Raw genomic sequence first — 22,992 nt, 5'->3', positions numbered from 1 at the left:
ACGATTTACTATGAACACTGCAAAAGCTTATTCACATGCGTATTCACAGAAGATGAATTTGTTCAGAAAACCCAATGCAACGGCAGGACAAATTATGTTGTTACGCTTTTAACAGATGCTCGACTTTGGTTGTTTTGACCTTGTGGTAAGCAGGAGCTTGATGGTTATTTTGAATTTCTTTCAAACTAAAATGGTGACGGATCATTACTTCGTCTGTGACATCTATCAGATCACCCACTCCAATGATGTTCCAAAGTTGCTCTTCGAGAACTTTTGCGCGATGGATGGCGTATATGCCCACATAGCTTAATTCAGATTGAAGCTGTTCTAAATCTGGTCTGCCTGCTCTGGCCAGAAAGACTTTAACCGCAATAAATTGACCATTGTCTTTCGCTTGAGAAATGAAATTTTTTCGTTCTTTGTCACCATGGAATTGATCGGAAAAACGACTTTTCACTGCTTCATCAATATGTTCTTTGCTGGGATCAAAGGCAACAAATATCTCGCGCATGACCGGCTTATTGTTGGTTTTTATTTTCTTCAGTGTGTACTGAATAAAATCTAGCTCAACACCGTAAGTCGAATATAAAAAGTGTAAATTGTAATTGCCTTGCTCTGCCCCAAACACCAACAAGTTATTGAGTCGACTATCCGGATTGCTGGTAACCATAGCATCGGGTAAAAATTCAATACCTTCTTTACGTATAAAAAATGCGGTATTGATCACGTTGCTGGCATATAGGTTGCGCATGGCAGTGCCTATACCTGGAATTTCTTCTTCTTCTTTGAATGCTTTTAATTTTGAACGATTGTTTTTGATCAGTTCATCGAAAAAACGTTGAGCCGTTTTATTGACAGCATCGGTGACGGCCTGCAGATGTAAAACATTTCTGTCGTAAGATATGCCTTTGACCCGATAAGGCAGGTTAACCAGTTCATATTTGCGTGTGACTTTTTGTAGAACAGGGAAACTCAATTTTACTAAGTCTTTTTCTTCACCGTGAAAAAAGTCATTAAGCTCCACTCTTAGTCCGCGTGTAGATACGTCTTCGCTACTCCCCTCTAAGGTCATATCACCAAAATTGAGCAACACTTTGGTGCGCAACTGATAACGAGTTTCCTTACGTTGATTATGATATTTGAAACGAAACATTTGGACTACTGGCGGGATCTTGTTTCGTGGGTGTCCAAACACTTTTAGTTGAGAGATTTCACCGCGACGAATTGGGATCCTTTCGTAGTTTTGGGTACCAACTTCGTCGGTAATATCCGTGATTAACGCGATGTTATGTATATTTTTCAACCGCGCCATGAGTCGAGGGGCAGGAGGCTGGTTTTGCCTTTTTACTGCGCTACTGATGGAATCCGGCAAGGAAAGTGGAATGTGAGTTTGTTCGAGATCCATGTCGGTGATTTGAACTTTATAAACCCTCCAACTGGCCTTACGAGCACCGTAACCCAAGAACACTTTCATCAGGTCGGGTCTTTCAAATAGCTCTTCTTGGCTGGCAGAATAGAAGTAAACCTTCTCATCTTTGATATGGTTAAAGGCGTAGACTATTGTCTCTCGTTGAATTCCAGTTGCATTAGCCAAACGTTCGATACGGTGATGGTTCAACATGTACCCGAGGCGCAATTCGAATTGCTCATCACTCCAAAAATACAGGGGGTCTTTATTACTGTCGTTTATCAGCGCATATTTAGGTCGATTAATACCATTTATACGTTCGATATAGACCGGAACCGACGTAAAGTTGGGAATAAAATACTGCTCATAGGTTTTCACTTTTATGGCGTTAAGCGTATTGTCCATATTGACTTTGTAACGCCGTTTATTACCGTGTATGAATTTTTCGAAAAAGTCTTCAAAAGCATGAGACGCCAACTCATCGTTTTTATGTAAATTGAGCTTTTGTTCATCTTTGTTATGCTCTACATCGACTATGGTATAACCAACACCTGCTTTTCTATCGATATTGTATTCACCTTCCAGACCTCGAAATTGCACGGTGATCCGCTCGCCCACCTTGAATAGATGTTCACTCGCTACTTTAACTTTCAGCCCACTCACTGACACATCAATGGTTGATGCTTGAATACTCTTGTTAAGTTCAGTAAATATCTCAATATTAACGGTAAAATTCATCCGCTCTTCGGAGCGCTTGGCATAGTCACCAAAACGGAAGACAGGTGCATGGTGAGGCTGCACGGGTTTAACGTTTGTGCCTTCTTTTTCTGCTTCTTCTCGTTGTTTTTGATAAATTACACGATAGCTGTTTTCGGTATTTTTGACCGCTTCATATACGCCCATCGTGTATTCACCAAATAACCGTACTTGACGCTCAAATACATCGATCGCGGTATCGTCCAAATAATGTGATTTACCCTGATAAGTATATTCTCTGCAATCGCCTGCGACTTGGCCACGTAAGTCAATTAAACGTAAACAGGGGCGGGCAAGGCGTTTTAGCTCCATTTTGATAAGGAAACGCTTTTGTTTTGCGACGCTAGAGGCAACCTGCGATAGAACCTGATTAAACTCAGGTTCATTGATCATAGGTTTGAGCTGCTCAATGATGTCTTTGTATTCAGCTAAATCTTGACTCATGCCAGTTAAATGTTCGTTATGGTTCGCGCGTCAATGTGATATTCTGTTATCGGCAATGGTTGAATAATCTTTGACACAAACTAAATGGCCATTTTCCATCTTCTTAAGACCCTAAATTAATGTAGTTCAATAACTTATGGCAAAACGAAAAACTGCTTTTGTATGTTCCGATTGTGGAGCAGAGTTCCCTCGCTGGCAAGGACAATGTAATGATTGTCAGGCATGGAATACGATTTCTGAAATAGTGCTCAGCTCCGACAAGCACACTCCCGAACGGAACCTAAAGGGTTATGCTGGTCAAACTCATGCTCAGGTAGACACACTGGATAAAATTGATCTTCAAGCTTTACCGCGCTTTAGTGCCGGGTTCAAAGAGCTCGATCGTGTTCTGGGTGGCGGTATTGTACCCGGCGCAGCCATGCTAATTGGCGGTTCGCCAGGGGCCGGAAAAAGTACCTTGTTGTTACAGGTCATGTGCCATCTAGCCGAAGGGCGCAGCGCCTTGTACGTGACAGGTGAGGAGTCTTTGCAACAAGTGGCGATGCGCGCGCAACGATTGGGGCTACCAACATCCAAATTAAAAGTATTGGCTGAAACCAATGTCGAAACCATCTGCGAGCTGGCGCTTGTGCACAAGCCGGATATCATGGTCATCGACTCAATTCAGGTTATGCATGTGTCAGACATTCAGTCTGCACCAGGTAGCGTGTCACAAGTAAGAGAAAGTGCGGCTTTTTTAACGCGGTTTGCCAAGCAACATCACATAGCCATGTTTTTAGTGGGGCATGTCACCAAAGAAGGAAACCTTGCTGGGCCTAAAGTCTTGGAACACTGCATCGATTGCTCAATGATGCTTGAGGGAGAAAGTGATAGCCGATACAGGACGTTACGTGGTAATAAAAATCGATTTGGCGCGGTCAATGAACTGGGCGTATTTGCGATGACAGATAAAGGATTAAAAGAAGTCAGTAATCCCTCAGCGATTTTTCTAAGCAGGGATGAGCAGCAATCGCCGGGCAGCATCGTGATGGTGGTTTGGGAAGGCACTCGACCTCTGTTAGTCGAAATTCAGGCGTTGGTGGATTATTCGCAGATGGCGAACCCCAGGCGCATTGCGGTGGGGCTAGAATCCAATCGACTCGCCATGTTGTTGGCGGTGTTGCATCGCCATGGTAATGTGCAAATGAACGACCAGGACGTATTTGTCAATGTCGTTGGGGGCGTAAGGGTATCCGAAACCAGTGCTGATCTGTCACTGCTCCTTGCAATGATATCCAGTTTCAGAAATCGTACACTAGCCAAAGAACTCATTGCCTTTGGTGAAGTGGGATTAGCAGGAGAAATAAGACCTGTGCCCAATGGCATGGAAAGGATCCAAGAAGCCGCGAAACACGGGTTTAAGAAGGCCATCGTGCCCAAGGGCAATAAACCGAAGCAGACCATTCCCGGTATTGAAGTGATTGCGGTTTCTCGGTTGTCTGATGCGTTGGACGCGCTATGAATTAGTTGAAGGATAGCAAACGAGCGTGTTTACTCATGCTCGCTCAGAGCTTTTAGATCGCGGTGCAATAGCGTCTCGTCGCCTAAATTGAGTTCAACTATACGCCTTAACTCTGTCATGCTTTCGATATCCATGTGTTCGGCATGAAACCCCAAACAGTGATTGGCACTATGCACGATGCTGCCTTCGAGAAGAATGTGACGATCGGCTCCTTCCATTTCAATATCTAATTCAAAAGTTTTTTCCAGATCGGCCGTAAATTCATCGGGATAGGCAATTAATGCACCTTTTAATGATAAGTCGAGTACGTCGGTCTGCCATTGGCGACCCTCTTGTTTCAGCAGGGCGTGGGCCGAATAAATTACACGATTAAATTGACGCTTATCCATATTAGTGCAGGTTCAGTAAATTTTAATTATCAGTTAAGCATAAAAAGAGCGCGATTGCGCTCTTTTAGAATTCTACTTGTCGAATACCGAGAGAATTATTTGCTGATCTTTTTGTATTTGAGTCGATGAGGCTCAACTACATCTTCTCCCAAGGTTTCTTTCAGCCAGGCTTCATAATCTGTGTAATTGCCCTCGTAGAAATTGATCTTCCCTTCATCACGGTAATCCATGATATGCGTTGCAACGCGGTCTAAGAACCAGCGGTCATGGGAAATCACCATGGCACATCCTGGAAATTCCAACAACGCATTTTCAAGTGCACGCAACGTTTCAACGTCTAAGTCGTTAGTGGGTTCATCCAGTAGCAGAACATTTCCACCGGCCTTTAGCAGTTTGGCAAGATGGACGCGGTTCCGCTCACCACCAGACAAATCTTTAATAAATTTTTGTTGGTCGGTACCTTTGAAGTTGAATCGACTACAATATGCTCGGCTATTGAGTTCAAAGTTACCAATTCTGATCACATCTGAGTCATCAGAGATTTCTTTATAAACAGTATTATTTTCATTCATGTGGTCACGAAACTGTTCGACACTGGCCAATTGAACGGTGTCGCCTACTACAATTTCACCTGAATCGGGTTGTTCTTGTCCACTGAGCATTCTAAATAACGTAGATTTACCTGCACCATTGGGACCGATAATGCCGACGATTGCGCCTTTTGGCACTTTAAATGACAAATCGTCGATCAATAGTCGGTCACCATAAGATTTGTTTAAATGGTTGACTTCGATGACCTTGTCACCCAATCGCTCACCAGGAGGAATGAAAAGTTCATTTGTTTCATTACGTTTTTGGTAATCACCGGTATTAAGTTCTTCAAATCGGGCCATACGGGCTTTACTCTTCGCCTGTCGGCCTTTGGGATTAGAGCGCACCCATTCCAATTCTTGTTTGATCGATTTTTGCCGGGCATTTTCAGTGCGTTCTTCCTGCTCCAGACGTTTGTCTTTTTGCTCAAGCCAAGAAGAGTAATTGCCTTCCCAAGGAATACCTTGGCCACGGTCGAGTTCTAATATCCAGCCTGCAACATTGTCGAGGAAATATCGATCATGGGTAATCGCTACCACAGTGCCTTCATAGTCATGTAGGAATCTTTCTAACCAAGCGACAGATTCAGCATCCAAGTGGTTGGTAGGTTCATCAAGTAGCAACATATCGGGCTTTTCCAATAGTAATCGGCATAGGGCGACTCGGCGCCGTTCACCACCGGACAGTTTGCTTACATCGGCATCCCAAGGTGGTAAACGTAAGGCGTCTGCTGCGCGTTCTAGCGCATTGTCGAGATTGTGACCGTCTTTTGCTTGAATGATTGCTTCCAACTCACCCTGTTCTTTAGCGAGCGCATCAAAATCGGCACCGTCTTCTGCATAGGCAGCGTAGACTTCGTCAAGTCGTTTAATCGCGTGGGCGACATCAGCAACGGCCTCTTCAATATTGCCGCGGACATCTTTGCTTTCATCAAGCTTGGGTTCTTGAGGCAGGTAACCAATTTTGAGGTCGGTTTGAGGTCTGGCTTCGCCTTCGATTTCTTGATCGACACCAGCCATGATGCGCAACAACGTCGATTTACCCGCGCCATTTAGGCCTAATACGCCAATTTTTGCGCCAGGAAAGAAACTTAGAGAAATGTCTTTTAATATAAATCGGTTGGGTGGGACGATCTTGCCCACACGGTGCATGCTATAAACGTATTGTGCCATGATTTTACTAGGTTATTAAACAAGCTAATAGTGTAATCGACTCTGTCAGTCTCGCCAATGGCGGCATTGATTTTTCTTCGCTGACATACTGGATTTCTTCGGGTGACTCGTCAGAATAAGCTTAGGGTGAAAAATATTTTAATGAAAATGGAGCAAATGATGTCGAATGAGCACGAATCAATTAGGTGGGGAATTATAGGCCCCGGAGGCATTGCACATCAATTTTCCCAAGCGTTGGCACAAACCCAAGGTGGAGAACTTTATGCAGTGGCCAGCCGCAACAAAGCGCGAGCTGAAGATTTTGCGCAACAATATGCAGCCGAGATAAGTTACGGCAACTACCAAGAAATTGTTTCAGATCCATCGGTGGATGTTATTTACATTGCAACACCTCACTCTCATCATTTTCAACATGCCAAAGCTTGCTTAGACGCCGGTAAGCATGTGTTAATGGAAAAGCCGCTAACCGTGACCGCTCAACAAACTCAAACGTTAGTGGCTTTATCTAAAGAAAAAGGATGCGTATTTCAAGAGGCGTTGTGGAGCCGCTATATGCCCTGTTTCGCCAAGGTCAAAACTTGGATCGATAGTGGCGAGATAGGTGAGCTGCAATATATTACTTCGCAAATTGGCTTTGCTTTTTCTCATTTACGTAATCATCGCTTGACGCTACCTGAATTAGCCGGAGGCGCAATTCTTGATTTGGGTGTCTACAGCACGAGTATCAGTCAATATCTAATTGGGTCTCATCCGACTAAAGTTCAAGCAATGGGTATGATCAATAAGGATGGCGTTGATCAAAACACCCTTGTTAACCTGCGTCACCCCGGAAATATCCATAGTCAATTTACCTGCACAATCGGCGCCCAATGCAGCAATGCAATGACGATACACGGGAAAAAGGGATACATCCTTTTGCCTCACTGCTTTTGGAATGGTAACAGCGCTAGTTTGTATAAAGATGAACGTTGTGTCGCGACGGAGAACTTTCCTCATCCAATAAATGGCTTTGAATATCAAATTGCCTCGACAATGGAATCAATCGTAGACGGTCGTTTGTGTGATCCACGTATGTCCCATGAAGACAGTATTGGGGTAATGAAGACACTTGACGAAATCCGCCAACAAATCGGTTTGGCATTTCCTGACAATATAGAATCCTGTGACTGAACGGTCAGTGTTTTTGCTGGCAGAATTACACTACACGGGATGAAAAATATTGTTATGAGTAATGCATTTTAACTATGTACAACAGATTCAAAATGACTAGAATAGGCGCTCGTTTTTTATCCCGTCGTTTGCCTTTAGACAAACAACCGATTTTGCCCGCACATTTATGAAAATGTGCCGTGATGTTGAGGAGACACCATGCTAAAACGTTCGATGAATATCGCTGATTTTGATCCCGAGTTGTACGCCGCGATTGAACAGGAAACTCAACGCCAAGAGCACCACATTGAATTGATTGCGTCAGAAAACTATTGCAGCCCGCGTGTTTTAGAAGCACAAGGTTCTCAATTAACCAACAAGTACGCAGAAGGTTATCCGCACAAACGTTATTACGGCGGTTGTGAGTATGTCGACATCGCTGAAGATCTAGCCATCGAACGTGCGAAACAATTATTTGGTGCCGATTACGCGAACGTGCAACCACATTCAGGTTCCCAAGCGAACTCTGCGGTTTTTATGGCGCTACTTGAAGCAGGTGACACTGTGTTGGGTATGAGTTTGGCACATGGTGGTCATTTGACCCATGGTTCACACGTTAACTTCTCAGGTAAAACTTATCATGCTGTTCAATATGGATTGAACGAAGAAAGCGGTGAAATCGATATGGCGCAGGTTGAAGCCTTGGCTCTCGAGCATAAACCTAAAATGATCATCGGTGGGTTTTCTGCATATTCTGGTATTGTTGATTGGCAAAAATTCAGAGAAATCGCGGATAAAGTCGGTGCATATTTATTAGTCGACATGGCTCACGTTGCCGGTTTAGTTGCAGCAGGCGTTTACCCCAACCCCTTGCCTCATGCGCACGTTGTCACCACAACAACGCACAAAACCTTGGCAGGCCCTCGCGGTGGCTTAATTTTGTCATCTTGTGGTGATGAAACGCTGTACAAAAAATTCAACAGTTCTGTCTTCCCTGGTAATCAAGGTGGGCCTTTGTGCCACGTTATTGCTGCAAAAGCGGTTGCCTTCAAAGAGGCACTTGCTCCTGAATTCAAAACCTATCAACAGCAAGTCGTTAAAAATGCCCAGGCTATGGTTGCGGTCATGCAACAACGTGGCTACAAGATTGTCTCTGATGGTACCGATAACCATCTGTTTTTACTTGATTTAATCGATAAAGATATTACGGGTAAAGATGCCGATGCGGCCCTTGGTAGAGCAAACATTACAGTTAATAAAAATTCGGTTCCCAACGACCCCCGTTCTCCATTTGTGACCAGCGGATTACGTATTGGATCACCAGCGATTACCCGTCGCGGGTTTGGCCAGGCTCAGGCAGAGCAAGTGGCGACTTGGATGTGTGACGTGTTAGATAACATTGAAGATGAAAGCACCATTGAACGTGTTAAAGCGGAAGTCGTTACGCTATGTGAACAATTCCCTGTTTACGCGTAAGTCTCGATACTGCCGAGAAGCCGCACTTTAGTGCGGCTTTTTTGTATCTTTAAATTGCACACATACCAGAAGGCAAAGTTAGGGGAGCGGTTATTTTGGCTAAAAACTATCGAAGATTGTCGATTAAGCCACTATCGCTCAACGAAGTATCTGACAGAATAAACACTCCACAACACATTGGAGATTAATATGTCATCAGCTGTTTCACGAGTTCCCGCCGCCAACGCTGCTCAGGCCCAAGTGCATTTTGCCAGCCTTTTGAGTTACGAAACAGATTGTTGGGACACCCACTTCGCAATGTCGAACAATCGACAGGACTTTGTCTTGCTTGATGTCCGCAGTGCCATATTATTTGCAGAAGGTCATTTACCTAATGCCCTAAACTTGCCGCATAAAAATATCAATCCAGATACATTAAACACCTTTCCTACTGATACGCTGTTTGTTGTTTACTGCGCAGGGCCCCACTGCAATGGCGCCGACAAAGCGGCGCTGAAGTTGGCGCAGTTGAATCGACCGGTTAAAAAATTGATTGGGGGAGTAACGGGGTGGCTGGATGAGGGGTTTGAACTGGTCACTGATCATTAATCGGCACCTAGGCTAATGAAAAAGTCCTCTCTGTATGCTGAATTTGTCACTAGCCCTATAAAAAGAAGGAATTTTTTGATAGCGTAGCGGGCATTATTCTTGACCTTAGTGGCGTCTGTGTATGTTATGCCCATTTTGTTCTGAGCACGAAACCAAAGTGATCGATTCCCGTTTAGTGGCGGAAGGTCATCAAGTGCGTCGTCGACGCGAATGTACAGGCTGCCATGAGCGATTCACAACTTTTGAAATGGCTGAGCTGGTTATGCCACGAGTCATCAAACGTGATGGCTCTCGAGAGCCGTTTAATGAAGACAAATTGGTGGCAGGGTTGATGCGCGCACTGGAGAAACGTCCGGTGAGCACTGAAAAGGTCGAGCATTGTATCAGTCAGCTTAAGTCTGCTTTACGCGCGACAGGAGAGCGCGAAATAAGTAGTGAGTTCCTAGGAAGCCTAATTATGGATGCACTCAAAGAATTGGACAAGGTTGCCTATGTTAGATTTGCTTCGGTTTACCGTTCGTTTGAAGATATTCGAGAGTTTGGCGAAGAAATTGCCAAACTCGGTGACTGAAAGCTGTAATGCCAAGTTCAGAAGACTTTAGCCTATTTGACCATCAAATGATGGCCCGCGCGATACAACTTGCAAAACACGGTCGCTTTACCACTACACCCAACCCTAACGTCGGGTGCGTGATTGTAAAGAATCAAAGCGAAATAGTCGGCGAGGGATGGCATCAAAAGGCCGGAACCCCTCACGCGGAAATTCATGCGCTCAACCAAGCTGCAGATAAGGCCAATGGCGCTACCGCTTATGTAACGTTAGAACCTTGTTCTCATCATGGGCGCACTGGACCTTGTGCAGAAGCTTTGGTGAAGGCGGGGATCACAAGAGTCGTGGCCGCCATGGTTGATCCAAATCCCAATGTCTCTGGTCAAGGCTTTGCACTGCTCGAAAAAAACCATGTTGATGTCGCTCATGGATTACTTGAATCTGAGGCAGTAAAACTCAATCGGGGTTTTATCAAACGAATGAAAACGGGCCGGCCTTGGGTCACCGTAAAACTTGCGGCTAGTTTAGATGGAAAAACCGCATTATCAAACGGAACAAGTCAATGGATAACATCGCCTGCGGCCCGACAAGATGTGCAAATTCACCGCGCGCTTAGTTGTGCTGTATTATCTGGCTCAGGCACAGTGCTTGCCGACAATCCCAGTCTCAATGTCCGCTATGATGAGCTGGGCGCCGCAACATCCTTGATCGAAGCCAATCAACTCAGGCAACCCTTACGCATTATTCTCGATGGTAAAAACCAATTAACAGGCCAACTAAAAATGTTTGATTTAGACGGTCAAACTCATGTGGTTAACCGTGTGTTTAACCCTCAGTTGCCAGATCATGTTAAGCAGAGTCAAATCCCTAGCAAAGGCAATAAACTTGATTTACATCATTTACTTGAGCTTCTTGGTCAGTGGCAATTAAACCAGATTTGGGTTGAAGCGGGCGGAATGTTAGCCGGTGCTTTGGTACAACAAAATTTAGTTGATGAGTTGATTTTGTATCAAGCGCCCAAATTGTTAGGCGACAAAGGGCAAAATTTATTTGTGATGGACGAGTTAACCGAAATGCAACAGGCCAAACAACTCCAATGGTCACAGATTCGTCAGGTAGGTGAAGATATTAAGTTCACTGCGTTGTTTAAAGACCGATAAACCGGCCTATCCCACTAATATTGAGATGACATGTTTACAGGAATTATCGAAGACATAGGTACAATTACCAAACTTCAACCAAAAGGTGATGACATACGTTTAACTGTCAATGTCGACAAATTAGACATGTCAGACGTTGCCTTGGGTGACAGTATTGCCACCAATGGTGTGTGTCTAACTGTTGTCGACTTTTCAGATAAACATTACAGCGTTGATGTCTCACCGGAGACGATAAAACGTTCTGGATTCGCCAATTACAATGTGGGCAGCAAAGTTAATTTAGAAAAAGCCATGCAGGCAACGTCGAGATTTGGCGGACATATTGTTAGTGGACATGTTGACGGTGTAGGCAAAATCGTTGCGATTAACCCCATTGATCGTTGGTTGGAGATCTGGATCCAAGCGCCCGATGACTTAGCAAAATATATCTCCGAAAAAGGCTCAATTACCGTCGATGGTGTGAGTTTGACGGTAAACGACGTGGATGGCGCCAAATTCATGCTTACTCTCATCCCTCATACCTTGCAGGAAACCATCATCGGCACCTACGAAGTTGGTAGTCGCGTGAATTTGGAAGTGGATCTGATAGCCCGTTACCTAGAGCGACTAATGATGGGTGACAAGGCTGCAAAGAGTTCACAAGGCGAAGGAATCGACATGTCCTTTTTGGCCAAACACGGCTACCTTAAATAACATTTAACTAATAATAACAACAAAAATTCAAAGAGACCCCTACATCATGGCATTACACAGCATTGAAGAGATAATCGAAGACATTCGTCAAGGCAAAATGGTTATCTTAATGGACGATGAAGATCGCGAAAACGAAGGCGATTTAATTATGGCTGCCGAGCATGTCACTCCTGAAGCGATCAATTTTATGGTGACTCACGCTCGAGGCTTGGTATGTCTGCCAATGACTGCGCAAAGATGTCAACGTCTTAATCTACCGCTAATGGTAGACAACAACGGCGCGCAATTTTCTACAAACTTTACGGTTAGTATAGAAGCGGCACAAGGCGTAACTACCGGAATTTCCGCAGCCGACAGAGCACGAACCATATTGGCCGCGGTCAACAAAGATGCTTCTGCTGAGGATATAGTTCAGCCAGGTCACATTTTTCCGCTGATAGCAAAAGAAGGGGGAGTGTTGAACCGGGCGGGTCATACCGAAGCTGGCGTTGATCTTGCGAGATTAGCGGGGGCTGAACCTGCATCAGTCATCGTTGAAATATTAAACGATGACGGCAGTATGGCACGTCGCCCAGAGCTTGAGGTGTTTGCGCAAAAACACAACCTAAAAATGGGCACCATCGCCGACCTGATCGAATATAGAAATTTAAACGAAACGACTATTGAGAAGGTAGCCACCTGCAAGCTACCTACTACCTACGGTGAATTTGATTTGGTCACGTTCAAAGACGTTATCGATGATCAGGTTCATTTTGCCTTGTGTAAAGGTCCAATAGACGGTGAAACCCCTACCTTGGTGCGTGTTCATTTACAAAATACCTTTAGTGATCTACTCGGTTCACAGCGTTCTATTGATCGCAGTATGGGATTGCCAGAAGCGATGCAGAAAATTGCTAATGAAGGCGGTGTTTTAGTGTTGCTGGGCAAAGGGGAAGACTTGATCGCTCAGGTGCAGCAATTCGAAGCTGAAGACAATGGTAAAAAGCCCGTGAACGCAAGTTGGCAAGGCACCTCAAGAACCGTCGGTGTAGGTAGTCAAATTCTGGCCACATTAGGCGTGCGCAAAATGCGTCTGTTAAGCAAGCCTAAAAAATATCATGCTCTTTCTGGCTACGGTCTCGAAGTGGTCGATTACGTTTATTAATCCATTTTTGTTTCGTCAGCGGTGTGCTACAATGCGCGCCGTTTTCTCACAGGACTCATAAATCATGAATATCATCGAAGGTAATGTTCGCGCAACAGGCAAAAAATTTGCCTTGGTTGTCTCTCGCTTTAACAGCTTTGTTGTTGAAAGTTTGGTTGATGGCGCGCTAGATACGCTAGAGCGTGTTGGCGAAGTCAACGAACAAGATATTACCTTGGTTAGAGTACCGGGTGCTTATGAGCTACCCATTGTGGCTAAAAAATTAGCTGAGAAAAAACAATTCGACGCAATTATCGCCTTGGGTGCAGTTATACGCGGTGGTACTCCACATTTTGATTTTGTCGCTGGCGAGTGTAACAAGGGCCTTGCCCAAGTCTCTCTAGAGTATGGCATTCCAGTTGCTTTTGGTGTGATCACCACAGACAGCATTGAACAAGCCATTGAACGTTCTGGCACTAAAGCGGGCAATAAAGGCGCTGAAGCTGCAATGGGCGCGTTAGAAATGGTCAACGTTGTTGCTCAGATTGAAGAGGCGTAATTTGTGAAGCCATCTGCGCGCAGAAAAGCAAGAGAGTTAGCGGTTCAGGCTGTTTACTCCTGGCAAATGACTCAAAACCCTGTTGAACAGATAGAATTGGGCATGGCAACAAGCAATGACATGTCCAAAGTCGATATGGGATATTTTCAAGAATTATTGCGCTCGGTGGTTAACGACACCCAAGCTCTTGATGCCGCTATCAAGCCCTACCTGGGACGTTTGCCTGAAGAGCTGGACGTGGTAGAAAAAGCAATTTTGCGGATCGCATGCTACGAACTTACAGCCAGACTGGATGTCCCATATAAAGTCGTCATTAACGAAGCCATCGAATTGGCTAAATCTTTTGGCGCCGAAGAAAGTCATAAATTCATCAATGGTGTGCTCGACAAGGCCATTAAAACGTTGCGTAAAGACGAAGTTTCCTACAAAGGCTAACGTGAAAGAATTCGATGTAATCGAGCGATTTTTCGCTCAACAAAGCCATCAGCGCAAGGATGTCCTGTTAGGCATCGGTGACGATTGTGCAGTGACAAGTGTGCCTGAAGGGCAAAATCTGGCGACCACCACTGATACGTTAATCGCGGGTGTCCATTTCCCTCATGATACCCCCGCTGAAGCCATTGCTCACAAGGCGCTTGCGGTCAACCTGAGCGATCTTGCCGCAATGGGCGCTGAACCGGCCTGGTTTAGTTTGGCGCTCTCCCTGCCTGAAGTTGATGAAAACTGGCTGGAAGGTTTTTCTCGCTCTTTGTTTGATTTATCCCAATACTATTCAATCCAATTAATAGGCGGAGATACCGTTCAAGGGCCGCTAAGTATCACTGTGACGGCTCAAGGGTTTATTCCTCAGGACCAAGCTTTGCGCCGCAGTGGCGCCAGTCCAGGTGATTTGCTCTATGTCACCGGCAATTTAGGTGATGCGGGGGCAGGCTTGGACATCAGTAAAGGTGAATTAAGCGTTTCCGAAAATTGTGAAACCTATTTGGTTAACCGCCTGAATTATCCAGCGCCTCGATTACTAGCGGGTACAGCGCTTCGCAGAATCGCTTCTTCTTGCATCGACATTTCTGATGGTTTGGCAAAAGATGTCATGCACATACTCAAGCAATCCGATTGTGGCGCTAAAATATTTGTCGAAAAACTGCCATTGTCTATAGCGTTAAAAGAAGCCGTTGATATCGAAGAAGCCTATCGCTATGCACTGAGCTCTGGTGATGATTACGAATTGCTATTTACCGTGAGTGAAGAGCAAAAAGGCAATCTTGATATCGCCTTGGCCAATGCCAACATTAATGCTACTTGCATAGGTCAGTTAAACGGTGTTAAGCAAAAGCTCGAGCTTCGACTGAATGACGAAGCATATTCACTACAGCGATCTGGATTTGAGCACTTTAACTAATGATTCCTGAATTGCGCGCGAGAGTTTCTCTTCTCAATCCTGTGCATTTCCTCGCGCTAGGATTTGGCTCTGGTTTAGCTAAGTTTATGCCAGGAACTTTTGGCACGCTAGCAGCGGTACCTTTGGTCTTGATCAGTGCCACAAGCTTGGACGTAAGTAGCTATATTGCGTTAACCCTCATAGTCTGCGTAATGGGTATTGTGTTGTGTGGTAAAACCGCACAGGATATGCAAGTCCATGACCATTCCGCAATCGTTTGGGATGAAGTTGCTGGACTGTTTATTACCCTAATCGCGGTGCCGATAAGCTGGCAAACAATGGTGTTAGGGTTCTTGCTGTTTAGATTGTTTGATATCGTCAAACCTTGGCCCATCAGCTTTGTAGATAAGCACGTACATGGCGGTTTTGGCATTATGTTAGACGATATTATTGCCGGAGTGTTTGCTTTAGCTACTATGCACCTGGTGCTTTATTTCAACTGGATTTGAACGACACCTTTAGTTGGCAATACATATCCAAAAGATTTATATTTGAATTGTCGCGCCTGTTTTTGCCGCCTCCAATGTTTTTTCGATAACGTGTACGTCTCGCATCCCATCCACATAGGTTGTTAAGAAAGGTTCTTTGCCCATTAGCGCCAGCGCGTCGTTGTCCATTTGATTTGCTTGTTGATTACCTTTAAATGGCGCTAAATTGCGACCGCTGCTATCACGTCCAGCGACACCGGAATAACTTTGCATAGGTGTAAGTTGATACCAACCTGATTGGCAATTCACTCTTAATTGATTAAAACTTTTAACCACACTGGTTCGACAATGTGCAACGACACCTTCTTTAAACTCTAACTGCATAACCGTTGTGTCATCAGCGCGAACAAATTTAGGGTGGTTCATTTCGTGATAAGCGGACACAGAGATAGGCTCTTGCCTAGTCATAAATCGAGCACCGTTTATTGTATAAACTCCCATGTCATACAAAGCACCACCGCCCATGCTCCGGTCCATGCGCCAGTTACTTTGCGCTAAGCCATTGCCTGCGTATCCTGCTTCACTGACCATGGACTGAATCGGACCAAAAGGCTGATTGTTAATATAGTTCGCCAGGGTACGCGTATTTGGTTCGTGCATCATTCGATAACCCAAAGTCAGAGCCATTTGATTCTTCTCACAGGCTTGATGCATCGCCATGCATTCTTTGACAGTCATTGCCATGGGTTTTTCACACCAAACGTGTTTGCCAGCGCTGGCTGCAGCAAGTGTGAATTTTTTGTGTGTAGCAGTAGGCGTAACGACGTAAATCACATCGATTTCATCGTTGTTGGCGATATCAGCTAGGTTGTCGTAAGAGTACACATTGCTATTTTTGATAGCGTATCTGTTTTGCCAGACTGGGACTTTATGAGGGCTACCAGTAATGATCCCCGTCAACCTACAATGTTTGGTTAGTTGTAAAGCAGGTGCTAATAAATCTCGGCTGTAATAGCCCAACCCCAGCAGAGCAATGCCTAATTGTGGTTTATTCACCGACCGGAGTTTCGATTGAGAAAACGCCAAAGAGGATACTCCACTAAACCCAAAAGAGCTAGCTGCGAGTGCTGAAAACCCTTGCAAGATCTTGCGACGAGTCATTAGTGCCATGAAAGTCACCCCCTTAGTTTGATAGAAATAATCTAGCAGTCCAAAAACAGATAACAAAGCTTATGCGGTGATTTACCGCACGATGAGACGACGCACGCGTGCAAGCAAATTTTCGATACATCCAGACATTTTAACTATGTTCGATTAAAAACACGCTAACAGTCTGAGCGATTTAGTTGGGTAAATTTTTTTTGTCAAAATATTTTACAGTTGGGCGCGACTTTACAAGTGATCAAAAAGTAACCAGTTGATTTGTATGTTTTTATTAGAGTGGAACAAAATATGCTTACTTTATAGAGTAGCCTAAATTTTAATGTAGTAAATGATCTATATGGTCAGGGCGTACATTCACGACATCTTATTGCATCCATTAACAGGAAGCTGCAGTTGATTTGTTGGCGATTAAAACGAGAGTGTTAATAAACATTTTTTAAAATCGGAGACTAATTGGTGAAGCTGCTTACACATGGATTGTTAAAAAGTGTGGTGTGTTGTCTTACGTTGAGCGTTCTGCTCTCATGCTCCCTGCATGAACAAAAATTCAGTAAAAATGATGTATTAGAGACTTATTCGGCACCAAAAGAAGCATTGTTTGTGTCTAATCAGGATGGTGATCGCGAAATTTATCTCACCAAGCTGGATGGAACTGGGTTGATACAACTGACGAATAATAGTAGCGACGATTATGAAGCAAGTTGGTCACCTCAGGGTGACAAAATCGTTTTCACCTCTAATCGCATAAAGGGCAATACTGAAGTTTATTTAATGAATGCAGATGGTACGAGCCTGGTAAATATTAGCAATAGCCCGGGTTTTGACGGCAGAGCCAGTTGGTCACCTGATGGAGAGTTTATTGCTTTTAATTCTGCACGCTCCGGTGTAGAACAAATATTTTTGTGGCATCGAAGTACCGGCACAATCACCCAAGTTACGGACAGCCAATACATGTCCAGTCTGCCAACATGGTCACCAGACGGAAAGTGGATTGCTTATCAAAACTTTGGGAAATCTCACAAAGCAGACTTGTGGATCACTTCTTTGGATGGCGCGAAAAATCGTCAACTTACCTCACATAAAAAATCAGAAGACGGTGCCTTTGACTGGTCTCCTGATAGCACCAAAATCGCGTTTCATTCGCGCCGAGATTATCGTTACAACCTATACGTGTACGATTTAAATCTAAATCAAGAATTTCAACTTACTCATACCTACACTTCAGACGTTCAGCCCAAGTGGTCGGCGTCTGGTGATGTCATTATGTTTATGTCTAACCGCGGCCAGTATGGTCGCACTCAAATATGTTTAATGCAGGAAGATGGAACTGAGCAACGCTGTATTACGGACAGTCGTTATCAAGCAGGGGATCCAACCTGGCTGAATGATAACAGTATTTTGCACAGCAATTGGAATGGGAAACGTTTTTCGAACATTTACCTTTTAGATCTCGGCACTGAGCAGCTTATACCGCTTGCTCCTGCCATAGGGTATCAAAGCCAACCGATTCCAAGACCTGAAGTACTTCCAAATAAAAAGCCTGTTATGACTGGCCAACAATTGGCTCGACGATAAAGGCACAGGAGGAACTTGTGAAAAAAACACAGCTAGCGTTATTAACCGGGGTCTTATCGGCATGCTTTTTTGCCAGCAGCGCTTATGCGGCCACGACAACTTATACCACCGACGCAGATTTTGCGTTAGGTACGCTTAATTCGGTCAACTTTGACGCACCAAATAGCGATCAACTTCAGCTTAATACCGTAGGGGATACCTTCCCAGTGCTTTGGGTAGCTAACGCTGGAGAGGATACCATCTCTCGGGTTAACACCGATGGCGATGGAGGCAATGGTTGCGAAGAAGCACGATATTTAACCGCATTTGGTGATCCGACAGCCCTTGCCAATCATGGCGCTTTTTCGGGACCCGCACCGTCAAGGTCGGCCGTAGATTCTGAAGGTAACTTGTATGTTGCCAATCGTAATTTTAGTGGTGGAAGACCGCCGGAATTGCTCAAAATTGCTGTTGAAGGCGGCGTTGATCGTAACGGCAATGGTGTTATTGATACGTCTACTGATCTAAACGGCGACTGCGCAATCACGCCAGATGAAATGTTACCGGTGATTGATGACAATGCCGACGGCATCATTCAAGTAAGTGAATACCGAGATGAGAGAGTCATTTGGGTGACTACCTTTGGTGACCCAAGTGATCTAGGTCGTTCATTGTGCTTGGACACCGACGGCAATTTGTGGGCAGGCACGTATAGCGGCCGCGAATACTGGAAGTTTGATCTCAACGGTTCGCCGCTTGCGGGTCCAATACTGACTAATACCACCAATTACGGCTGTGCCGTGGATGCCTCGGGTCGGTTATGGGGAGCTTCGCTAGGATCGACGCTAGTTGAAGTTGATACCAATACTGATACCTGGACTACAAACCGAACCATACAAAGCAACTACGGGATCGCGGTTGGCAATGACCGTGTCTATCTTGGCAACACGCTACATGCCTTTGACCCGGCAACGGGTACAACACAAACAAGTATCGCTTTTGGTGGTACGGGTGTGCAGGTAGATGGTTTTGGTAACGTTTGGTTTGGTACACCAACCCTTCGAAAATTTTCTGTTAATCCCGCTACTGGGGATCTGAATACGACACCCGATTGTTCTGTTGGTACCTTAGGTGGTCGCGGTCCAATAGTCGGTAAAGGTAATAACATCTGGACAATCAATACTGGCTCCAATTCCGTCTCCCAGTATGACAATGACTGTAACTTTATTTCTACCGTACCTGTTGGAAGAGCCCCTTATACTTACAGCGATGCAACAGGATTTGGCGCACGCACTCAAACCGACCCTTCAGGCATTTGGACCATTATCACTGATGGCGGTGCTGCCGGAACCGAATGGGATTCGGTAAGTTGGAACGGCGAACCTCAAGGCAATGTGCCTGCTGGCGCAAGCATCGAAGTTGAAGCGCGCGTTGCAGATTCCGAAGCTGGATTGGGATTAGTTGCTTATGCGCCTGTCGGCAACGGAGCTCCTGGCCTTGCCTTAGTTGGGCAATTTATTCAAGTTCGCGCTGTGTTAAGACCTAATGCTGCTGGCGATTCACCAATACTGTCTGATCTAAGTGTCGCCACGCAAGACGACTTAATGTGCGATGCGAATGCGGATGGCCAGGTAGATGTATTTGATGTGCGTCTAATCAGTGGTAGCAGAAATACACCAGTTCCCCCAGGTGATCCATTACTTGATGTAAACGGAGATGGGGTAATTAACGTGCTCGATGCTCGCAGATGTGCAGTACTTTGTACCAATCCTAGATGTGCGCCGTAAGCGGCACATCTAAATTTTGTTGATGGAAAAAATGGAGTAAATACTATGAAATTTTTAAAACACTTTGTGGCTGGTTGCCTGTTGTTGTTTGCTTCCAACGCAAGTGCTGCTGTGATCCTTTCGGCGGTACCAGGTTTTACTGATGCCATGCCGGGTGATTCAGTCACCATAGATATTGTGGTAAGTGGATTGGATGCAGGTGGTCCAGATTCGTTAGGAGCCTTTGATTTAGACATCTTGTACGACGCGGCTGCGTTATCTGTTACGGATATTACAGTCGGCAGCTTATTAGGTGATTTTGGATTAGGTGAGGCAATTGATTTTAGTTTTGGTGATTTAGGCGGAGTCATTGACTTGGCTGTTGTAAGCCTGTTGTTTGATTTTGAGCTGGATGCATTGCAACCCTCTGATTTTACCCTTGCATCGATTGATTTCTCTGTTGATGTATTGCCGGATGGCACATCTACTGAAGTCAGTTTCGGGCGTTCTGTACTTAGCGACGCATTTGGATTCGAAATTTTTCCAATGGGTACCACTAGTGCAGTTATCGCTAATGGCATTATCAACGAACCCGGTATATTGGCTCTGTTGATGGTCCCGCTATTTTTGGTGTTCCGCCGCCAGCACAATCGCTAAAGGGTATTTCGACTTATATGCTTAGCAATTAAAAATGCCACCTTCAATTGAAGGTGGCATTTTTGTGTTGTGAAAAAAGGGTAGTAAGTGGAAAGCTATTTTCTCAGGTTCTCAAAACTCTCCAACAATGCCTAACACAAAATTACGACCCGCTTCATTCTGTCCCGAACCATGTATTCGATAGTCCTTGTCTAGCAAATTTTCCAAGGTAAAGTTAAAGGTTAATTGTTCGCTAAATCGATAACCAGCCCGAAAATTTACTACGCCATAACCCGGAGTTCCGCCTTGCGGAATGCGATCTGTATCTGATTGATCTCGTGTGGAGAGTCGGTCCGCTTTTTCTGCAGCGATTAGACTGACAGTCATCCACCAAGGCATCTGATTGGCGTCATAGCGCATGGATAAATGGGCTGTTGTCGGCATTAATCGACTGATATATTCCCGCTCAACCAGTCTTTCTGAGGTTGGAAAGGTATCGACTTTACCTTGTAAATAAGCCAGTGCACCTTGCACGCTTAAGGTCGGGACTATCTGGTATTCAAGGTTCAATTCGGCACCGTAAACGTAACCATCACCAATGTTCTCTTTACTGATCTCAAATTCACCCTCTTCATTTTGCATGCCTGTTGGAACGCGTTCAATCTGGTCGTCTACGATGGTGTAATAAGCAGAGAAATCGGCGGCGAATGCTGCGGAGTGATATTTATAACCAACGTCAAAGTTGGTGAAGTGCTCGGCATCTAAATCGGTTGCCGGAATTTCAAACTCGTTACTTCGAGCACTGTCAAAACGGGTTAAATCCGATAGATTGGGCGCCCTAAAACCTTGTGATACGCCGGCATGTAATGCTTGGTTTCTGTCTACTCGGTAATTGAGCATCAGATTTCCAACAAGATTACTCCAATTGTTTTTAACACGGATCTGACTATCAGAATTTGGATCGCTCACCCGATTAGCTTCAACATCTACGTGGGTAAATCTTATGCCTGCCAGCAAATCTAGTTTGTCAGAGAGTGCTTTTCGACCTTGTACATATATACCCAGTGACTCATAAGTGGCGTCATCAGCAACCGGTCCTTGGATCTCGTTTCGAGAAGAATAGCTGGACACGTGGTCAACATAATAATCAATGCCATAAATCAGTCTTGCCCAATCAAAATTGGACACAAACTGACCTTGTAGCCCCAAGGTGTCGGTTTCGATACCTTGGGCATCAAATCGATCTCCGGTTCTAAGGCGCTCTCGACTTTCTTCTTGAGAGTGCCAAGAGAGGGTTAATTCGGCCGCTGAGACAACGCCGCCCAAACCATTACCCGTGACTTTTGCATAAGTCAGTAATCGGCGATGATCCAAATCACGCCTCAATTCGTTGCCAATGGTAGTGCCAGCAAAAGAGGTGGAATCTATGGTTTTATGGGTTCTTGGCACGTCATCCTGACGAGTAAGAAAAGCGGCAGTGGTTAATATCCAGTGAGGATTAATTTGCACAGCAAATTTTGCATCAACATTATATTCATCGTAACCCGTATTGGGTTGCTCAATTCCGCCTCCACGTGTCAAGTCACCAAAATCTTTGAAGCCTGCACCAAATCGAAAGGCAGTCTCTCCTGATTCCCGGACGTAACCCGCTGACACTTGATGTGATTCTTCTGCGCTTGCGCCACGATAATTAAAATGAAAGGTATCGTTTGGTTGGATCTCTCCTAAATTTAGTTGTTGGCTAAACACCTGAACCGTTCCGCCAATCGCATCTGCACCGTATTGAGACGAGCTAGCGCCCCGTACTAATTCAATTTTACTGATAGAACCTAAATCAACAGTATTCCAATACTGATTGGGACCTTCACGAAAGATCGAGTTGTTTAACCGAATACCATCGATAAGGAACAGCGTGCGAAACCCTGTGAACCCACGAATATAAGGGGAACCTTGGCCGTATGCTGTTTTTTGAACAAGTATGCCGGGAATACTTTCAAACACTTCCGGTAGGTTGCGAAAGTTTTGTTCCTGAATATCTTGATTGGATATTTGCGAAACAGAATAGGGCGTGTCGAGACGGTTTGTGACGATCCGTTCGCTTGTCACATAGATAATTTCTGGGATGTCATTCGATTCTGCATGGGCTTGTCCTAAGCTCGTGGCTATCGCGACGCAGTAGGCACTTTTTTTTATGTTGGGAAACATATCCATTCTCCTTGAATACTGGCTATTTTTCGTAGCGAAGTTCCAATCTAGCCTTATCAAATTATTTCATGTAAGTTGAAATTTTTCCAAACCTAAATGGTTGTTTTTTAGTCAAAAAGAGACTAAAAAATAAACTCTTATGAAAGTGTTGAATAGGTTAATTTAACGGGATAAGTTATTACGCATATCGACGGCTACACGTTATAAAAAAGTATTCACATTAGAGGTTCTTGTACCAACAA

General features: G+C 44.7%; 20 protein-coding genes. 15 read left to right on the top strand and 5 right to left on the bottom strand.

Annotated features, from left to right (window positions below):
• Positions 1 to 100: 100 nt before the first annotated feature.
• Positions 101 to 2,608, bottom strand: a complete 2,508-nt coding sequence (locus FM019_RS19315) for a PilZ domain-containing protein (protein WP_143837713.1) — start codon at positions 2,606 to 2,608, stop codon at positions 101 to 103.
• Between the two features lie 136 nt (positions 2,609 to 2,744).
• Here FM019_RS19315 and radA point away from each other — a divergent pair, with 136 nt between their 5' ends.
• The gene (gene radA / locus FM019_RS19310) at positions 2,745 to 4,109 is read left to right on the top strand and encodes a DNA repair protein RadA (RefSeq protein ID WP_143837712.1); all 1,365 of its coding nucleotides are present in this window, start codon (positions 2,745 to 2,747) and stop codon (positions 4,107 to 4,109) included.
• Between the two features lie 29 nt (positions 4,110 to 4,138).
• Here the strand turns inward: radA and FM019_RS19305 are convergent, their stop codons facing one another.
• Together FM019_RS19305 and ettA are read right to left on the bottom strand one after the other, a co-directional pair.
• Complete coding sequence (locus tag FM019_RS19305; RefSeq protein WP_143837711.1) at positions 4,139 to 4,498, bottom strand: PilZ domain-containing protein; 360 nt, start codon at positions 4,496 to 4,498, stop codon at positions 4,139 to 4,141.
• A gap of 95 nt (positions 4,499 to 4,593) precedes the next feature.
• Entirely contained in the window at positions 4,594 to 6,261 is a 1,668-nt protein-coding gene (gene ettA, locus FM019_RS19300) for an energy-dependent translational throttle protein EttA (RefSeq protein ID WP_143837710.1), read from the bottom strand.
• 141 nt (positions 6,262 to 6,402) lie between these two features.
• Here ettA and FM019_RS19295 point away from each other — a divergent pair, with 141 nt between their 5' ends.
• The 11 genes from FM019_RS19295 to FM019_RS19245 all read left to right on the top strand — a co-directional run bounded on the left by FM019_RS19295 (position 6,403) and on the right by FM019_RS19245 (position 15,446).
• Positions 6,403 to 7,431, top strand: coding sequence for a Gfo/Idh/MocA family protein (locus tag FM019_RS19295; protein WP_260681678.1), 1,029 nt, complete (start codon positions 6,403 to 6,405; stop codon positions 7,429 to 7,431).
• Between the two features lie 198 nt (positions 7,432 to 7,629).
• Positions 7,630 to 8,886: a serine hydroxymethyltransferase gene (gene glyA, locus FM019_RS19290; protein ID WP_143837709.1), complete on the top strand. Its 1,257-nt coding sequence runs from the start codon at positions 7,630 to 7,632 to the stop codon at positions 8,884 to 8,886.
• A gap of 189 nt (positions 8,887 to 9,075) precedes the next feature.
• Positions 9,076 to 9,474 (top strand): rhodanese-like domain-containing protein, encoded by a 399-nt coding sequence (locus FM019_RS19285; RefSeq protein WP_143837708.1) that lies wholly within the window; start codon positions 9,076 to 9,078, stop codon positions 9,472 to 9,474.
• A gap of 121 nt (positions 9,475 to 9,595) precedes the next feature.
• On the top strand, positions 9,596 to 10,045 hold the full coding sequence (nrdR, locus tag FM019_RS19280; RefSeq protein ID WP_143837707.1) for a transcriptional regulator NrdR: 450 nt from the start codon (positions 9,596 to 9,598) through the stop codon (positions 10,043 to 10,045).
• Positions 10,046 to 10,053: 8 nt separating this feature from the next.
• A complete protein-coding gene (ribD, locus tag FM019_RS19275; protein WP_143837706.1) occupies positions 10,054 to 11,184 on the top strand; it encodes a bifunctional diaminohydroxyphosphoribosylaminopyrimidine deaminase/5-amino-6-(5-phosphoribosylamino)uracil reductase RibD in 1,131 nt (376 codons plus the stop codon).
• 30 nt (positions 11,185 to 11,214) lie between these two features.
• The gene (locus FM019_RS19270) at positions 11,215 to 11,877 is read left to right on the top strand and encodes a riboflavin synthase (protein WP_143837704.1); all 663 of its coding nucleotides are present in this window, start codon (positions 11,215 to 11,217) and stop codon (positions 11,875 to 11,877) included.
• Positions 11,878 to 11,923: 46 nt separating this feature from the next.
• Positions 11,924 to 13,021, top strand: coding sequence for a bifunctional 3,4-dihydroxy-2-butanone-4-phosphate synthase/GTP cyclohydrolase II (ribBA, locus tag FM019_RS19265; protein WP_143837703.1), 1,098 nt, complete (start codon positions 11,924 to 11,926; stop codon positions 13,019 to 13,021).
• Between the two features lie 64 nt (positions 13,022 to 13,085).
• Positions 13,086 to 13,559 carry a 6,7-dimethyl-8-ribityllumazine synthase gene (gene ribE / locus FM019_RS19260; protein WP_143837701.1) on the top strand — a complete coding sequence of 158 codons (474 nt, stop codon included), beginning with the start codon at positions 13,086 to 13,088 and terminating at the stop codon, positions 13,557 to 13,559.
• 3 nt (positions 13,560 to 13,562) lie between these two features.
• On the top strand, positions 13,563 to 13,994 hold the full coding sequence (gene nusB / locus FM019_RS19255; protein WP_143837699.1) for a transcription antitermination factor NusB: 432 nt from the start codon (positions 13,563 to 13,565) through the stop codon (positions 13,992 to 13,994).
• A 1-nt stretch (position 13,995) separates the two neighbouring features.
• A complete protein-coding gene (gene thiL, locus FM019_RS19250) occupies positions 13,996 to 14,958 on the top strand; it encodes a thiamine-phosphate kinase (RefSeq protein WP_143837698.1) in 963 nt (320 codons plus the stop codon).
• Positions 14,958 to 15,446 (top strand): phosphatidylglycerophosphatase A, encoded by a 489-nt coding sequence (locus FM019_RS19245; protein WP_143837696.1) that lies wholly within the window; start codon positions 14,958 to 14,960, stop codon positions 15,444 to 15,446. The genes thiL and FM019_RS19245 overlap by 1 nt, the downstream gene beginning before the upstream one ends.
• A gap of 36 nt (positions 15,447 to 15,482) precedes the next feature.
• On the opposite strand, the gene FM019_RS19240 is transcribed toward FM019_RS19245, so the two are convergent.
• On the bottom strand, positions 15,483 to 16,595 hold the full coding sequence (locus tag FM019_RS19240; protein ID WP_143837694.1) for a Gfo/Idh/MocA family protein: 1,113 nt from the start codon (positions 16,593 to 16,595) through the stop codon (positions 15,483 to 15,485).
• Positions 16,596 to 17,045: 450 nt separating this feature from the next.
• On the opposite strand from FM019_RS19240, the gene FM019_RS19235 reads away from it, so the two are divergent.
• The 3 genes from FM019_RS19235 to FM019_RS19225 are packed head-to-tail and all read left to right on the top strand — an operon-like array spanning position 17,046 to position 20,566.
• Positions 17,046 to 18,164, top strand: a complete 1,119-nt coding sequence (locus FM019_RS19235) for a DPP IV N-terminal domain-containing protein (RefSeq protein WP_185969352.1) — start codon at positions 17,046 to 17,048, stop codon at positions 18,162 to 18,164.
• A gap of 17 nt (positions 18,165 to 18,181) precedes the next feature.
• Positions 18,182 to 19,930, top strand: a complete 1,749-nt coding sequence (locus FM019_RS19230) for a hypothetical protein (protein WP_143837691.1) — start codon at positions 18,182 to 18,184, stop codon at positions 19,928 to 19,930.
• Positions 19,931 to 19,975: 45 nt separating this feature from the next.
• Positions 19,976 to 20,566, top strand: a complete 591-nt coding sequence (locus FM019_RS19225) for a hypothetical protein (protein WP_143837689.1) — start codon at positions 19,976 to 19,978, stop codon at positions 20,564 to 20,566.
• Between the two features lie 111 nt (positions 20,567 to 20,677).
• On the opposite strand, the gene FM019_RS19220 is transcribed toward FM019_RS19225, so the two are convergent.
• The gene (locus tag FM019_RS19220) at positions 20,678 to 22,750 is read right to left on the bottom strand and encodes a TonB-dependent receptor (protein ID WP_185969351.1); all 2,073 of its coding nucleotides are present in this window, start codon (positions 22,748 to 22,750) and stop codon (positions 20,678 to 20,680) included.
• Between the last annotated feature and the right edge of the window lie 242 nt (positions 22,751 to 22,992).

Origin of the sequence: Aliiglaciecola sp. M165 (assembly GCF_007197995.1) — a bacterium.
In the GTDB taxonomy this organism is placed as follows: domain Bacteria; phylum Pseudomonadota; class Gammaproteobacteria; order Enterobacterales; family Alteromonadaceae; genus Aliiglaciecola.
Note: the sequence above shows the minus strand (reverse complement) of the source record. Positions and strands in the feature narration are given on the sequence as shown.

Coding starts and splice junctions, on each gene's coding strand:
- ettA (WP_143837710.1), bottom strand. CDS start 6,261: ATGGCACAATACGTTTATAGCATGCACCGTGTGGGCAAGATCGTCCCA.
- ribBA (WP_143837703.1), top strand. CDS start 11,924: ATGGCATTACACAGCATTGAAGAGATAATCGAAGACATTCGTCAAGGC.
- FM019_RS19285 (WP_143837708.1), top strand. CDS start 9,076: ATGTCATCAGCTGTTTCACGAGTTCCCGCCGCCAACGCTGCTCAGGCC.
- FM019_RS19220 (WP_185969351.1), bottom strand. CDS start 22,750: ATGTTTCCCAACATAAAAAAAAGTGCCTACTGCGTCGCGATAGCCACG.
- ribE (WP_143837701.1), top strand. CDS start 13,086: ATGAATATCATCGAAGGTAATGTTCGCGCAACAGGCAAAAAATTTGCC.
- FM019_RS19270 (WP_143837704.1), top strand. CDS start 11,215: ATGTTTACAGGAATTATCGAAGACATAGGTACAATTACCAAACTTCAA.
- FM019_RS19225 (WP_143837689.1), top strand. CDS start 19,976: ATGAAATTTTTAAAACACTTTGTGGCTGGTTGCCTGTTGTTGTTTGCT.
- FM019_RS19240 (WP_143837694.1), bottom strand. CDS start 16,595: ATGGCACTAATGACTCGTCGCAAGATCTTGCAAGGGTTTTCAGCACTC.
- radA (WP_143837712.1), top strand. CDS start 2,745: ATGGCAAAACGAAAAACTGCTTTTGTATGTTCCGATTGTGGAGCAGAG.
- FM019_RS19315 (WP_143837713.1), bottom strand. CDS start 2,608: ATGAGTCAAGATTTAGCTGAATACAAAGACATCATTGAGCAGCTCAAA.
- ribD (WP_143837706.1), top strand. CDS start 10,054: ATGCCAAGTTCAGAAGACTTTAGCCTATTTGACCATCAAATGATGGCC.
- glyA (WP_143837709.1), top strand. CDS start 7,630: ATGCTAAAACGTTCGATGAATATCGCTGATTTTGATCCCGAGTTGTAC.
- nrdR (WP_143837707.1), top strand. CDS start 9,596: ATGTTATGCCCATTTTGTTCTGAGCACGAAACCAAAGTGATCGATTCC.
- FM019_RS19245 (WP_143837696.1), top strand. CDS start 14,958: ATGATTCCTGAATTGCGCGCGAGAGTTTCTCTTCTCAATCCTGTGCAT.
- FM019_RS19305 (WP_143837711.1), bottom strand. CDS start 4,498: ATGGATAAGCGTCAATTTAATCGTGTAATTTATTCGGCCCACGCCCTG.
- FM019_RS19295 (WP_260681678.1), top strand. CDS start 6,403: ATGAAAATGGAGCAAATGATGTCGAATGAGCACGAATCAATTAGGTGG.